This window comes from Bradyrhizobium sp. JR4.3 (assembly GCF_040547695.1).
Classification (GTDB): Bacteria; Pseudomonadota; Alphaproteobacteria; order Rhizobiales; family Xanthobacteraceae; genus Bradyrhizobium; species Bradyrhizobium canariense.
In genome coordinates, this window is record NZ_JBEPQF010000058.1 from 1 (window position 1) to 13765 (window position 13765).

Genomic DNA, 13765 nt, shown 5'->3' on the forward strand with positions numbered 1-13765 from the left:
GATCTCTTCGAACGCCCTCCACCCCTGCGATGCTCCCATTGTGAAAGGCTCCTCGTAGGAATCGCTAAAACAAAAGTGCCAAAGTAGTGCTAGTTGCGGACGAGCTGGATCGAATGTCAGGGGGCGTTTAGCGGAACGCGTGCACGATCGGGGGATACCGTCGCGCATTAAAAAATGGCTCAACTCAGCCCTAGAATGGTGGCGTCAATTTTCTTGGCTCTGTTGAGCCATGTTTCCGACTTCGCACAATATCTGTTTTGCGAAGCGGTTAGCTCCCAGTATAACGAATTGACGTTATTGATTAATTTGGCGTTCTCCCGATCAGAGCCACCCTGTTCTGTGACAAGCGGCCACTACACCCATAGCTGCTGCCTGAAGAGGAGTGGCTAAGATGCTTACGATTATCCCACCCGAGCCGGGACAACTCGAACGCTTCGCCTACGAGTACCGCCGCAATGGCACCCTCAATCTCTTCGTCCGCCTCGATGAACAGGCCCTGGCGCAAGGTCAAGGTCACCGAGCGGCCGAAGAGTACGCCCAATGCATGCGCGAACTCGTCGATGTCCATTATCCCGATGCCGCGTGCATCCGCGGCGTGCAGGACAACCTGTCGACCCACTCGGCCGGCGGGCTCTATGAGGCTTTCCCCCCGCCGAGCCAAACGCATTCTGCGCCGCCTCGAGTTCCACTACACCCCAAACACGCCAGCTGGCTCAACATGGTGGAGATCGAGATCGGCGTCCTGCGCGGCCAATGTGCTGCTCCCAAGCGGCAATTGCGCCGATGAGGCGGCCGGAATCATCGATACGGCGGTCCAGGCAACGCAACGCCGCCGGTGCACGCATCAAATGCATGTTCACAACCGAAAAAGCCCGCACGAAAATGAGCCGCACCTATCCCATCACGCCAACGAGTCATAGTCACTGTGCCGAGGTACTAGCCGCGCATCCGTTTACAGCTAAGCGCGGGAACCGACGCTATTTAAGTCAGTAGCGCCAATGGTTGGGCTACCGCGACCGCCCGTTCTCAGGTTTTCACTTTGACCAGCCGCCGATGTTGAGGCAGCAGGGAAAAACTGTGCTAAACGGCGACCACCCGCTCGCCTCCCGGTGACATGTCTACCAGCAGACTCGCGAAATCTTAAGCAGAACGTCTACATGGCTTGAGCAACTGCTGATCGTCATTTCCGCAGAGCGCATTCCGCGAGATCAGAATAACGAACTTGAAAAAGCGCAAGCAAAAAAAAGACCCCGGCATTTTTCTGCCGGGGATCTCACTTCAGAAAAAGCTGGCTCAGAAGTCCATGCCGCCCATGCCGCCGCCCGGAGGCATCGCGGGGCCGGCGCCGCCCTTCTTGGGCAGCTCGGCGACCATGGCTTCCGTGGTGATCAGCAGCGCCGCAACCGAGGCTGCGTTCTGGATCGCGGTACGGACCACCTTGGTCGGATCGATGATGCCCTTCTTGACGAGGTCGGCATAGTCGCCGGTCTGGGAGTCGAAGCCGTAGGCGTACGACTTGTTCTCGAGGACCTTGCCGACGATCACGGAGCCGTCTTCACCGGCATTGATCGCGATCTGGCGAGCGGGCGCGGAGAGCGCCTTGCGCACGATCTCGACGCCGGTCTTCTGGTCGTCGTTCTTGGTGCGCAGGCCCTTGAGCTGCTCGGAGGCACGGAGCAGGGCGACGCCGCCGCCCGGAACGATGCCTTCTTCCACAGCCGCGCGGGTCGCATGCATCGCGTCATCAACGCGATCCTTGCGCTCCTTCACCTCGACCTCGGTCGCGCCGCCGACGCGGATCACCGCGACGCCGCCAGCGAGCTTGGCAAGACGCTCCTGGAGCTTCTCGCGGTCGTAGTCCGAGGTGGTTTCCTCGATCTGCGCCTTGATCTGAGCCACGCGCGCTTCGATGTCGGCCTTCTTGCCGGCGCCGTTGACGATCGTGGTGTTCTCCTTGTCGATCATCACCTTCTTGGCGCGACCGAGCATGTTGAGCGTGACGTTCTCGAGCTTGATGCCGAGATCTTCCGAGATCGCCTGGCCACCGGTCAGGACCGCGATGTCCTGCAGCATGGCCTTGCGGCGATCGCCGAAGCCGGGAGCCTTGACGGCCGCGACCTTCAGGCCGCCACGGAGACGGTTCACGACCAGGGTGGCAAGCGCTTCGCCTTCGACGTCCTCGGCGACGATGACCAGCGGCTTGCCGGTCTGCACCACGGCCTCGAGCAGCGGAAGCAGCTCGTTCAGCGAGGAGAGCTTCTTCTCGTTGATGAGGATGTAGGCGTCGTCCATCTCAACGCGCATCTTGTCGGCGTTGGTGACGAAGTAGGGCGAGATGTAGCCGCGGTCGAACTGCATGCCCTCGACGACGTCGAGCTCGGTCTCGAGCGACTTGGCTTCCTCGACGGTTATGACACCCTCGTTGCCGACCTTCTTCATGGCGTCTGAGAGGAACTTGCCGATTTCGGCATCGCCGTTGGCGGAGATGGTGCCGACCTGGGCGATCTCGTCGTTCGAGGTGACCTTCTTGGAGTTCTTGACGAGGTCGGCGACCACGGCTTCCACTGCCAGGTCGATGCCCCGCTTGAGGTCCATCGGGTTCATGCCGGCGGCAACCGACTTGGCGCCTTCACGAACGATCGCAGCCGCCAGAACGGTGGCGGTGGTGGTGCCGTCGCCGGCCGCGTCAGCCGACTTGGAGGCGACTTCGCGCACCATCTGCGCGCCCATATTCTCGAACTTGTCGTCGAGCTCGATCTCCTTGGCGACGGTGACGCCGTCCTTGGTAATGCGGGGAGCGCCGAACGACTTGTCGAGCACGACGTTGCGGCCCTTGGGGCCAAGCGTGACCTTCACCGCGTTGGCGAGGATGTCGACGCCGCGCAGCATCTTGTCGCGTGCATCAACGCCGAACTTGACTTCTTTGGCTGACATGTGGGTTTTCCTAATATTTTACTTGGTCTCACGCTTGGCAACGCCCAGCAGGCGCTCCTCAGGATGAGCAGTGCGAGCGATGGTCTAAGCGGCCTTCTTCTTGGCGGACGCGTCCGTGAGAACGCCCAGGATGTCGCTCTCCTTCATGATCAACAGCTCCTGGCCGTCGATCTTGACCTCGGTGCCTGACCACTTGCCGAACAGGATGCGGTCGCCGACCAGGACGTCGATCGGGATCAGCTTGCCGCTCTCGTCGCGGCCACCGGAGCCGACGGCGACGACTTCACCTTGGGAAGGCTTTTCCTTCGCAGTGTCGGGAATGATAATGCCGCCAGCGGTCTTTTCTTCTGCGTCGATGCGCTTGACCACGACGCGGTCGTGAAGCGGACGGAATTGCATGCAGATCTCCTAAGCATTTACACTATGATTTGACGATTGCTAGCAATCGTTGCCTGCGAGTGCCAACGCGGGCGCAGCTGAAATAGGACTGATTTCTGGAGGAACAAGGGTTTGTAGCCGGAAAATCGGCTGGTCGCGCGGGATCTCTGCGGGGCTTACCCAGATCGACTCTTCGAGTTTGCCGCCGAGCACCCGACCTTCTTCTGAGTGAGTTTGTACGTCTCTCGACCTAATGTCGCCGACCAGTTCAATTCCTCTGCCGCGTTGACCTTAAATTCGAGATGGATGATCGATTCCATGAAACCTGCGATGCTGGAGCAGGCTGAATGGGTGCAACGGGCGGGTAGTTGGCGGATTCCTCGTTTGCGGTCGGCGAAACGAGGAGCTGTATCATGGATGCTGGATGGCGGCGAGCGGTCGAGTTGGCGATGACCGACGAAGAGATAGCAACATTGGCGGCGCTTTCGCGGTCGAGAACTAAACTGGCGAGCCGGGTGTCGCGGGCGCGGATGCTGCTGGCGTATCGCGAGAATCCTTCGTTTTGCGCAGTGGGCCAAAGACCTGGAGTCCATCATCAGACGGTGCAGCGCTGTGTCGAGCGAGCGCTGGCCGATGGTCCGCTGGCCGCCCTCGACCATCGCCCGCGACCCGGCAGGGAACCAACCATCACGCCTGAGGCCAAAGCCTAGTTAGTGTCGTTGGCGTGTGACAAGGCGAGGGACCACGGCTATCCACATGAGTTGTGGACGACGCGGCTGTTGGCGCGCCATGCGCACGAACACGGGCGGAAGTTTTGCAGATCAGCGGCGGCAGCGTTTATTACCTGCCGCGGCCGATGCCGGACGCCGATCTCGCGATCATGCGGCGTCTCGACCGGCTGCATCTGGAGTTTCCCTTCGCCGGTTCGCGCATGCTGAGAGGCCTGCTGGCTGCCGAAGGGTGCAAGATCGGCCGTCGGCATGTGAAGACGCTGATGCGGCGGATGGGGATAGAGGCGCTTTATCGCCGTCCGCGCACGACGAAGCCGGAGCCCGGCCACAAGATCCATCCATACCTGCTGCGCGGTATGGAGATCACGCGTCCGAACCAGGTCTGGGCGATGGACATCACCTACATCCCGATGGCGCGCGGCTTCGTCTATCTCGCCGTGGTGCTGGACTGGGCAACCCGTCGTGTTCTGTCGTGGCGGCTGTCGATCACGATGGAAGCAGCCTTCTGCATCGAGACGCTGGAGGATGCCCTCGCTCGTCACGGCAAGCCGGACATCTTCAACACGGATCAACGCGCGCAGTTCACCGGACAGGCTTTTACCGGCGTGCTCGCCGACAACGGCGTCGCGATCAGCATGGACGGCAAGGGCGCATGGCGGGACAACGTGTTCGTCGAACGGCTCTGGCGCAGCACCAAATACCCGGAGGTGTACCTGCGGGCCTATAACAGCGTCGGCGAGGCGCGCAGCTCGATCGGCCGATATCTCGACTTCTACAACAGCAGGCGTCCCCATTCGAGCCTTGACGGCAGCACGCCGGATCAAGCCTACTTCACCCCGCTGCCACTCCGCATGGCAGCCTAACCCCGGCGGAGGCTCCACCTATCGAAGCGGAAACTCTGTTCAGAAGACCGGGACCAGCTCTAACAGTCCGCTGAAAAACCGGAAAAATCGCCCGTAGCTTTCGCTTGATGGTGCATTGTTGTTTTGGACTCCGACGTCTACGCGCCGATCGGTGCTGCGATCGGCCGCATCATGCTGCGATCAACCTGGGTATCCGGAGAGCGGTGTCGGTGCCATAGCCGGCGTCCATCAGGACCACGCCGCGCGGCAACCGCGACGCTACGTCCCCCGATCTTGTCAGACCCATCTCAGTCTCCCACGCTGAAAAGTGAGTCTTCTCAAATATATGATCCATGTCGACAAGGGCCGCGACACTCTGACTCAGTAAGACTAGTTCGCAGCAGATGCGACGCTCGCCTGAAGCAAGGAACGACTACTTGCGCTCAAAACGAGATTCGGGCCGCTCTGGCTAATCGAAGGAAATCGAGCCTTCTCGATAAGTGCTACTCGGAACAGCTCGGCGCTGAATCGAGCGCGGGTCCGCTCCACTTGTTGTAGGTCGACCACGAGGCCAGATCGATCGCTTGGAGTTTCCGAAATCGAGTTCACGAATGGTGGTCTGAGAAGGGCTCCTTGTGTCAGATCATTCTGCAGCAGCGCAAGGACGTGGTCACCTATCGAGTGCCCCTATTCTTCTCGTCTATTTTTATGTTGCGATCATGTCGAGCGAGATGCGCCAGTTCCCGACAAAGCGCTGCCATATATATTCAGAGTGGGTCGCGCTGATTCATAAAATATTGCAGAAGTCGCAGTCATCACAATATGTCATGAAGTGCCGCAAGTGCGGACGCTCGCATTCGAGACCATTGAGGCGTTTCCATCGCAACCGCTGGCGGCTGGCGCTCGTCTTCATCAGCGTGCTTTCTCTAAGTGGCTCTCCCATCATGATCCGCGAGATCGCGCAAGCCGTCAAACTAGGATGCACTGCTGTCCAAAATCGCGAGCCACTGCATGAAATGACTTGCGCGCTGAATTCCTCCCGAGCCTAAGGCCCGCTTCGGCGGCGCCTTGTTTCGTTCTCGCTAGAGAATTGATCTTGGACGCGCCAACTCGACCACGGGTGTCGAATGTGAAATCGGGACCGCAATGGTTAAGGCACCAGAAGGCCGCTTTTATCTGAACGAAGACCCAAGCGTCCGGCCAGGTGCGCTCGTGAAATCGTAACCCCCACACGATCACAAATGCGTTTACGTGCTTGCAGCACTACCAGAGCAGATCGAACGGATGGTGATTGTCGGTAAGGGCATCCGCAATCATTTAGAGGCTGAATACTGGTTTGCTTCGACAAAGGGACGGACGTCGCATGACGCCCTGTGCGCTCCGGAAACACCCGTCGGTCCCGTCAGGTTTTCGAAAGGTTGTCCGAATAAAAACCTGTTACCATGAGAATTAGTTATGACCACGTTCCCTCCGACGAGCAGAGTCTGGCCCAGCAGCGCGATGCGCTGGCCGGCGCTGCTGGCGCGGATACGGCCGCTTTTTCGGGAGCTTTAGCAGCCTACCCACCAGCCTCTGTCGCTGTTGACAGGAGGCGGGGAGGGATAATCAACTTGTACAGCGCAATCAGCAATAGCGGTGGTGGTCAACGTGTCTCTTTGTTTTCTGATGCTGGTCAACGCGATGAGATCGGAATGATGACTGTGTTGTCGAGGCGCGACACTTTGCGAATTACCGACATAAAGAGTTGCGGCCGATTCCAGGTACAAAGGGATAGGGACGGCTCTGGTCGACATCGCCGATTGGATTAGAGAGTCAGCGGGCCTTTCCAGTCTATCCCTCATTTCTATAGACGACGGGGCCTCCGTCTTTTTCTATAAGAACGGATTCCGATTCGCTGGAGAAGGGCAGGACGAGAAGAACTTTGAAATGGGGAAACATATTTCCGATCCAGGATCCCCGTTTCCTGACGACGTCATGCTTTCGGGCGATATGGAGCGCAGGGCTTAGCGCATTCTTGGCGGCTGTACTGGCCAGCCTCTGAGTGCAACCAATATCAGTTGAGGCTGAGTGCAAGCCGCGACGTGAATCCAGGCCTTTTTATGAAGGGATCGTCGTTGGCGCGCGCGGCCATCTGCTGCCGAGGAGGCCAGCGGGTTCGTCTGCGGCAGCTAAGGCTGGGGCTGGTGTGAGTAATGCGCGAACTCGGAGCGGCGCGCGACGACGGCCCTCTTGTTGTTCTGGTTGCCGGTCTTGGCAATCGGCTTTCTGAAGCTGGAGTCTTTGTGGTCAGTGCACCCGAGTTTGGCTCTGGGGCAGCTATGAAGAGTCATCTCATCTAGGGAGCGTGGTATGGAACCGAGCTATAACGATCCGAACTATTGGACGCATTGGTACGCTGACCAGCAGGAGCTGCAGCGTGCGCGGCAAGAGCCGGATAATGAGCCTTCGGGCCAAGCTGGCTTTGAGCAGCAGTTGGGCGAGCTGCAACTCGGCTCCCCTGATGAGAGCTCGGCTGAGCTGAGTTCGCCCTACACCCGACTCGCGAAGGCGCATGACAGTATCCAGCGCACTGACGTTGGCGGTTCGATGCCGATGCCGCCGCAGTCCAACCTTCGGGGTAACTCGTTCAACAGCGCGCGCTACAGCGTAGATCTGCCTCGCGCTCACCTTGGTGGCTCAGCTGCTGGCACATCGCAGTCTGACGTGCGTGACAGGCTATTCAGCAGCGCGCGCTATACAGCACCATCGGAACCGGAACCCGTCGCGCGGACAAGGGATAAGAGCGGAGGACTGTTTTCTCGGGTTAAATCAGGGCTCGGCAAAGTCTTCGGAGGAAGTCGCGGTGAAAAGTCGTTCGGCGGCCCGGCGTCGGATGTGGTCTATTCAGAGCTTCGTATCGATTGCTACAAGCGCAGCCGCGCATCCGAAGAGGACGCGCCCCTCATTTCCGAGTTCGCGCGATGGGCTGCAGGCCGTTATGCTCCCAATAGCATTGAGAAGATGGTGCAACATCTGGGCCGGTTCTGCGAGTTTTTAAAGTCCAACAACTTGACACTGGCTAGCCTGCTTGAAAACCCTATTCAGTTGAAGGCCCATGCGAATGAATTTGTGAATGCGGGGGGCACAATGCGAGTGCATGCCGCATTGAAAGCGCTTCGGAAGTCCCGCGCCGGCGGTTCTCCTCCTTCTCCGCCGCCCCTTACCGGAGACGCGCTACTCATTCGCCAGTACGCGGCAGCAGCCCGGGCACATAATGTTCCCGACAGAACCTTCGGAAGGCATACGGATGTTCTTACGGACTTTGCTGAGTGGCTCACAGCCAAACAGAAGCCATCCCTGACTTCTCGGTTTCGAACTGACGAATTAGCCGAGGACATCATGGCCTACGACGAGGAGAATGACCACAGGGGCCGCCTCTTCGTTGCCCTGAATCATCTCCGAAGGCTTCAGCCTGACGGGCGAGGGTTCGAAACACTCGGACCGGGGCCACGCGTCATGGGGCGCCGTACTTTGGGTGCTGATGAGAGCGACGCCGGCATCATCGACGGCGCCACTGAGGTAGCCTTGGGCAGGCTTGGACCTGAATCGACTGCCAAAGAGAGGGAGCCTATCCTCAACGTCGCCAGCGGTCAGCGCAGGCTTAGTGAGTGGCTGAAAAGAGAGGGCAGGGAGAGCATACAGAGTCGACTCAACGGCAGTGAGGAGCAGGAGAAACAATTGCAGAAAGATATCTCGGAGTTCAAGCGAGACATTGGCTATCCGAAAATCAGCTTGGGGATCAACGACCTTCGGGAGTACCTACGCGGCGAGCTCCAGCACGGGCTTCATCCTCGCCGGCTTCATCCTTATGCCGACGACGCCAGCATCATCGATGGCTTGGCCAAGGAACAGCTAAGCAAGCTCGGATCCGACCCGGCTTCCGAATCGAAAAAGAAATATGTGCGGAATACTGTTTCGGCGCAACGTAGCTTCAGTGATTGGCTCCGAACCACGGGTAAAGAGAGCATAGTGAGTCGAATCAACGGCAATGATCAGCAGCAACGGTCGTTGAACGTAGATTACCGGGAATTCACCCAAGCCAAACGGAACATCCGCCTGAGTTTGGACAGGCTACTCAGCCAGCTTGGGCCGTACCTACGGCTCGTCGAAGCAAACAGAGCGCTGGGAGTGGCCTTCCCTGAGCGGCCGAGGCAGGAATCGCCACTTGCGGGGTCGAGCTTATCGTGGCCGCGAGTGCCGTCCGACTTCGACCCGAGCGAGTGGCTGCCGCTCGCGCCAGCTTGGTCGCCGCGAGGGCTGTCCCCGTCCGAATTCAGCCTCGGTGATTTGCCGACGCCGCCTGACTTTGGTCCAAGTGAGTGGCTGTTGTTGCCGTCCGACTATGGGGCGAGCATCCGACCAATTCCGGATGCCGCGCCAGCTCGGTCGTCAGAGATCTACCGCGGTCTTGATTCTCTGGTTGATCTGCCGTCCACACCGCAGAATCGGACGTCAGAGATCTACCGCGGTCTTGATTCCCTGGTTGATCTGCCGTCCACGCCGCAGGAGATGCGTGACGATGCTCAGTCTGCGCTGGTGCCTAGCTCCGGCGTCAGATCGCCGTTCTTCATCGGGCCATCAGGCGCACCTCAGGAACTAGAGGATATCGGACATCTCGTCGGTAGGGATTGGCAGCATGGCTCCCAGCCGGTCCCGGATTTCCTGGTTGATGTGCTGGACAACAGAATGCTGTTGCCGAATTTGCGCATCGTTCCACAGCCGGTCTCTATCAACGGTGAGACCTACTCGATCATGTTGGGACCGCGAGGGCGCCTCGATTCTCAATTTATCCATCATCCTCGTCCATCCTCGGCTCCGGATGCTCAGATCGGCGCGTTGGCTACGGGGGCCTCTTCTTCCCGCGACCGCAGCGGACGGGTGCTCGACGCCGAGCAATGGCTGGGTGACGAGCATATCCAGCGGGATTACGAGCTCCTAGCGCAGGAGCTGGGGCGGAGTGATCCGAATCTCGCCACCCGGACGCGGTTCGTGGATCCCCTGATCGCCTTTCAGCTGAGCCATGGCGCCGATACCGACGCGCTACGCGCGCTCCATCGCCTTGTCGATGATCGGAATGGTAACGATATAGTCGATTTCCTGTTCTTGCCAGTTAGCGATGCCAGCCCTACGGACCGCGCTCGCCGCGGCGAACATTGGTCGCTGCTGCTGGTTGATCGCCGCGATCGGGAGAGGCCGGTTGCCTATCACTACGACTCCGCCCGGGGATTCAATGATCGGCCTGCACAACGGCTCGCAGAACGGCTGGGCGCCAACCTGCAAGCCGCCAGCATGCGCCAGCAGAATAACGGTTATGATTGCGGCGTCTTCGTAGTGGATGGCACCCGGGCGCTGGTTGGGCGATTGGCGGTAAGACGGCAGGTAGACCTGAACCTTGACAATCTCGTCGTCGATCGGCGGGCACTGCAAAACCGACTGAGGGGCTGATGCCGGCTTCGACTGACCGTGCGCGCCCAGCTGGTTGGAGCGGCTTCTCGCCGACCCGACCAGAATGCGAAATCAGCGCCTCGCAGAGCATCATGGTGGCTCACAATGTGGAGCGGATGCCGGACTAAGGCTGTTTTCGTAGACCGCGAAGGAGCCCGACGGGCGATTTCGGAGCCAACGTCTTCCGATGTTCTCACAGCCGTCATCAAGCTGTCCGGTATCATCGTTCCCCGCCGAGTTAGGCCTGAAGACGCGGCTGCGCGCTAGGCGCGTGGAGATCTCGCGCCTGGGGCCGGCGATTCGGTCAGTGCACTGTCAATCGGCCCTTTAATTGCGGGTTGTTGTCAAGCTACCATTCTTTCTCTCCAGTGACACGCCGGCAGCGATTGCTCCGTCGGAGCTGGTCGGTGTCATTCAGAGCAGGATGGCGTTGGTCGGCTCGCGGCGCAAATTGCCCTCATACTTGGAAGAGGGCCGACGGCTGTTAGCAGCTTGGGATCGGTTGTCGTCGCCCCGATTGCGCTGCGGATCTGGCGCATCTATTTGCGGACGGCATCGAGGAAGACCAGACTGGCATTCTCCATCAGATGCCAACGATCTGCGACCTGTACCGCGTGCGGCACGGCCTTCGCCGCGGCTTCGCCATATCCTCCGCCTCACGGGTGCTGATTCCGCTCGATGTCGCCCACCGTTCCGGAATGATCTCGCCCACCGTTCCGATTTGATGTCGCCCGCCATTCCGAGATGATCTCGCCCCCCATTCCGGGATGATGTCGCCCGGGGTGACGAGGCCTCTTCTGGCTCCGATACGGTCCCGCCTTTCGGCTTTGCGAAGGGGGACCTGGATGCCGACGGAGAGGTTTGCGATGCGCCATGTGCGCGATGTGATCAGATTGAAGTCGGCCGGGATGCCGACCCGCGAGATTGCGCGGCGGGTGGGAACGGCCCCTTCGACGGTGCGGTTGACGATCCGCCGGTTCGAGGCGGCAGGGCTGACCTGGCCGTTGCCCGACGACGTCACCGACACGGTGCTGGAGGCCCGGCTGTTCGCCAGCGCCGGAGCTGGTCCCGGCACCCGGCGGGCCATCGCCGGCAGGCCGAGCCGGACTGGGCTGCGGTGCATCGCGAGCTCAAGCGCAAGCACGTGACGCTGTCGATCCTGTGGGAGGAATACATCGCGGGCGAACCCAATGGGAATCGCTATTCGCGGTTCTGCGAACTTTACCGCGGCTGGGAAGGCCGGCTGTCGGTGACGATGCGCCAGTCGCATGCGGCTGGCGACAAGCTGTTCGTCGACTATGCCGGCGACGGCGTGCCGGTGGTGATCGACCGGCGCACCGGCGAGCAGCGCGCCGCGCAGATCTTCGTCGCGGTGCTCGGTGCATCGAGCTTCACCTGCGCGCAGGCGACCTGGACGCAGGGGCACGCCGACTGGATCTGCGGTCACGTCGGCGCCTTCGAGGCGATCGGCGGCGTGCCGACGCTGCTGGTGCCGGACAACACCAAGGTCGCAGTGATCAACGCCTGCCTCTACGATCCGCAGATCAACCGCAGCTACGCCGACATGGCGGCGCATTACGGCACCGCCATTCTGCCGGCCAGGCCACGACGGCCACGGGACAAGGCGAAGGTCGAGCAGGCGGTCCTCATGGTCGAGCGCTGGCTGCTCGGGCGGCTGCACCACCGGATCTTCCACAGCCTCGCCGAGGTCAACGCGGCGATCGCCGAGTTAATGACCCGGCTCAACGAGGAGCGGCCGATCCGGCGGCTCGGCGTGACCCGCCGCAAGCTATTGGAGGAGATCGACTGGCCGGCGCTCAAGGCCTTGCCGGAGAGCCCTTACGTGTTCGCCGAGTGGCGGATCTGCCGGGTCAGCATCGACTATCACGTCGAAGTGGAGGCGCATTACTACAGCGTTCCGCATTCGCGCTCGCTCAAGGCGTCACTCCGACGAAGAGACCAAGCGTTGGAGGAAAGCCGCTTGTTCAAGCGAAGCCGAGCGCGCCGTCGGGCTGCAAGTTCGTCGGTACGGTCAAGGGGACCAAGCTCTGGGCAGGTGACTGCACGGCGGCGGCCGAGCTAAGATCAACCACTACCGGCGACGACGCACTCCCAAAGCCGCTGCCCGCTGAGCCAACGGTATCGCTTCCCAAAGAGCAGCAATAGAGACGTCGCCCTGTACGGACTTGACGGCGAGTTCTCTGATCCAGTCGGCGCCATAGTCACGATCGGCAAGCAGCATCGATCCGGACTTCAGGCGAAGGCAGAAGTTTTGTCGCAAGCCGACTGTCGTGAGCCTCACCGGTCGCCAGGGCTCGTTTAGGTCGGCTCTGAAGGGACGGCAGACGCATTAGTTGCCCATTCGTTTCCTGAATCGGTCAGCCCGTCACGCTGCTTCGCCTTTCTCTTCATTGGGTTGGCGGGTGAACGGCGCCGATCCAGCTATGGTCGCGTTGATGGTGCGAAAGAGAAAAGAAAGGTAGTAAGCGGCGACGAATGGTAAGAATACGCGCAAAATTAAAGGCCAATCTGGGGAGAAGGCCCGTGACCGCTGCCGGGCCGTCGTACGCCAGGGCAGCAAAAAGGACCGCGATATCGCGCCAAGGATTGTTTGCTCGGGCTCTTGTATGGAGTTCGTGCTCGCAGCGTGCCTTTCGGGCAGAACGTGGAATTTGTGGTTTGTTGCCGGCTACATTCGTCGCACCGCCCTTGAGTTCCGGGTGTGTTAAGCGTCGCAACCGCAATCAGGCTCGCCACGACCGTTCTCCGAAAGAGCTTGAAGCGTACGTGGCGCCAGATTGTACAGTGTGAAGCAGACAGCTACGGAATCCGGAAGCTTCATGATCGCAAGTGAAAGGTTCAATGTCTCAAGTTCTAAGCGTGCAAGAGGTTGCTGTGGCGGAGCCCTGACTCGAAGCAGGGTTGCACCGGATGTGCGCAGTCAAATTGAAGCCGGAGCAGGACGCGGTTCGAGATCAGTCGGGACGTCTTCGCGTCGCGGCTTGGGCGAGGGCCAAGTACAGTCCCGAGTGCCACATGCCGCTCTTTCCGGAAGGCTAGACGTCATCGGTGCTGCTTCCGACGGCGCAACTTCTCTGTGAGTGCAGGCCGCAAATTGAGTCGAAGCCTCTTTGTGAGCGGCACCGGTCACCTGGTTGCGTTCGGCGCACGCGGCCAGCGAGCTCTTTTCTGGGCAGTAATACTGAGGCTGGCAATGCGCTAACTGGGAGAGCGCAGCGACGACTATCCTCATTGTTTTGATTGCCGACCAGCGATTGGCTTTTCAAGCGGCATCCTCTGTGTGCACCGACATTAGCTCTGCGGCTGGCTATGAAACTCATTTACCTGATCTAAGGAGAGTAGTGTGGAACCGAACAATGACCCGTGGAACGATTC

General features: G+C 60.1%; 7 protein-coding genes and 4 pseudogenes. 7 read left to right on the forward strand and 4 right to left on the reverse strand.

Features of this window, described 5'->3' with window-relative positions; translation table 11 throughout:
• Positions 1-391 precede the first annotated feature (391 nt).
• Positions 392-787 carry a transposase gene (locus ABIB91_RS39955; RefSeq protein WP_502917089.1) on the forward strand — a complete coding sequence of 132 codons (396 nt, stop codon included), beginning with the start codon at positions 392-394 and terminating at the stop codon, positions 785-787.
• A gap of 506 nt (positions 788-1293) precedes the next feature.
• On the opposite strand, the gene groL is transcribed toward ABIB91_RS39955, so the two are convergent.
• Together groL and groES are read right to left on the reverse strand one after the other, a co-directional pair.
• Complete coding sequence (gene groL, locus ABIB91_RS39960) at positions 1294-2934, reverse strand: chaperonin GroEL (RefSeq protein ID WP_354172506.1); 1641 nt, start codon at positions 2932-2934, stop codon at positions 1294-1296.
• Positions 2935-3018: 84 nt separating this feature from the next.
• Positions 3019-3333, reverse strand: coding sequence for a co-chaperone GroES (gene groES / locus ABIB91_RS39965; protein ID WP_354172508.1), 315 nt, complete (start codon positions 3331-3333; stop codon positions 3019-3021).
• Between the two features lie 428 nt (positions 3334-3761).
• On the opposite strand from groES, the gene ABIB91_RS39970 reads away from it, so the two are divergent.
• The 3 genes and pseudogenes from ABIB91_RS39970 to ABIB91_RS39980 all read left to right on the forward strand — a co-directional run bounded on the left by ABIB91_RS39970 (position 3762) and on the right by ABIB91_RS39980 (position 10369).
• A complete protein-coding gene (locus tag ABIB91_RS39970) occupies positions 3762-4022 on the forward strand; it encodes a helix-turn-helix domain-containing protein (protein WP_354172510.1) in 261 nt (86 codons plus the stop codon).
• 92 nt (positions 4023-4114) lie between these two features.
• Positions 4115-4906: pseudogene (locus ABIB91_RS39975) on the forward strand (IS3 family transposase); the annotation flags it as partial.
• A gap of 2328 nt (positions 4907-7234) precedes the next feature.
• On the forward strand, positions 7235-10369 hold the full coding sequence (locus ABIB91_RS39980; RefSeq protein ID WP_354172512.1) for a Ulp1 family isopeptidase: 3135 nt from the start codon (positions 7235-7237) through the stop codon (positions 10367-10369).
• 432 nt (positions 10370-10801) lie between these two features.
• Here the strand turns inward: ABIB91_RS39980 and ABIB91_RS41885 are convergent.
• A pseudogene (locus ABIB91_RS41885) lies at positions 10802-11025 on the reverse strand (ISL3 family transposase); the annotation flags it as partial.
• Positions 11026-11277: 252 nt separating this feature from the next.
• Here ABIB91_RS41885 and ABIB91_RS41890 point away from each other — a divergent pair.
• The 3 genes and pseudogenes from ABIB91_RS41890 (at position 11278) to ABIB91_RS41900 (ending at position 12452) form a co-directional block, all read left to right on the forward strand.
• Positions 11278-11517: a hypothetical protein gene (locus tag ABIB91_RS41890; RefSeq protein ID WP_502917090.1), complete on the forward strand. Its 240-nt coding sequence runs from the start codon at positions 11278-11280 to the stop codon at positions 11515-11517.
• Positions 11466-12143: pseudogene (istA, locus tag ABIB91_RS41895) on the forward strand (IS21 family transposase); the annotation flags it as partial. The gene ABIB91_RS41890 and the pseudogene istA, both read left to right, overlap by 52 nt.
• A gap of 69 nt (positions 12144-12212) precedes the next feature.
• A complete protein-coding gene (locus tag ABIB91_RS41900) occupies positions 12213-12452 on the forward strand; it encodes a hypothetical protein (RefSeq protein ID WP_502917091.1) in 240 nt (79 codons plus the stop codon).
• 102 nt (positions 12453-12554) lie between these two features.
• On the opposite strand, the pseudogene ABIB91_RS39990 reads toward ABIB91_RS41900, so the two are convergent.
• Positions 12555-12684 (reverse strand): annotated as a pseudogene (locus tag ABIB91_RS39990) (IS5/IS1182 family transposase); the annotation flags it as partial.
• Between the last annotated feature and the right edge of the window lie 1081 nt (positions 12685-13765).

Bases quoted from the DNA above. Each gene is read 5' to 3' on its own strand.
- ABIB91_RS39970 (WP_354172510.1), top strand. From the start codon at position 3,762: ATGACCGACGAAGAGATAGCAACATTGGCGGCGCTTTCGCGGTCGAGA.
- groES (WP_354172508.1), bottom strand. From the start codon at position 3,333: ATGCAATTCCGTCCGCTTCACGACCGCGTCGTGGTCAAGCGCATCGAC.
- ABIB91_RS41890 (WP_502917090.1), top strand. From the start codon at position 11,278: ATGCCGACCCGCGAGATTGCGCGGCGGGTGGGAACGGCCCCTTCGACG.
- groL (WP_354172506.1), bottom strand. From the start codon at position 2,934: ATGTCAGCCAAAGAAGTCAAGTTCGGCGTTGATGCACGCGACAAGATG.
- ABIB91_RS39955 (WP_502917089.1), top strand. From the start codon at position 392: ATGCTTACGATTATCCCACCCGAGCCGGGACAACTCGAACGCTTCGCC.
- ABIB91_RS39980 (WP_354172512.1), top strand. From the start codon at position 7,235: ATGGAACCGAGCTATAACGATCCGAACTATTGGACGCATTGGTACGCT.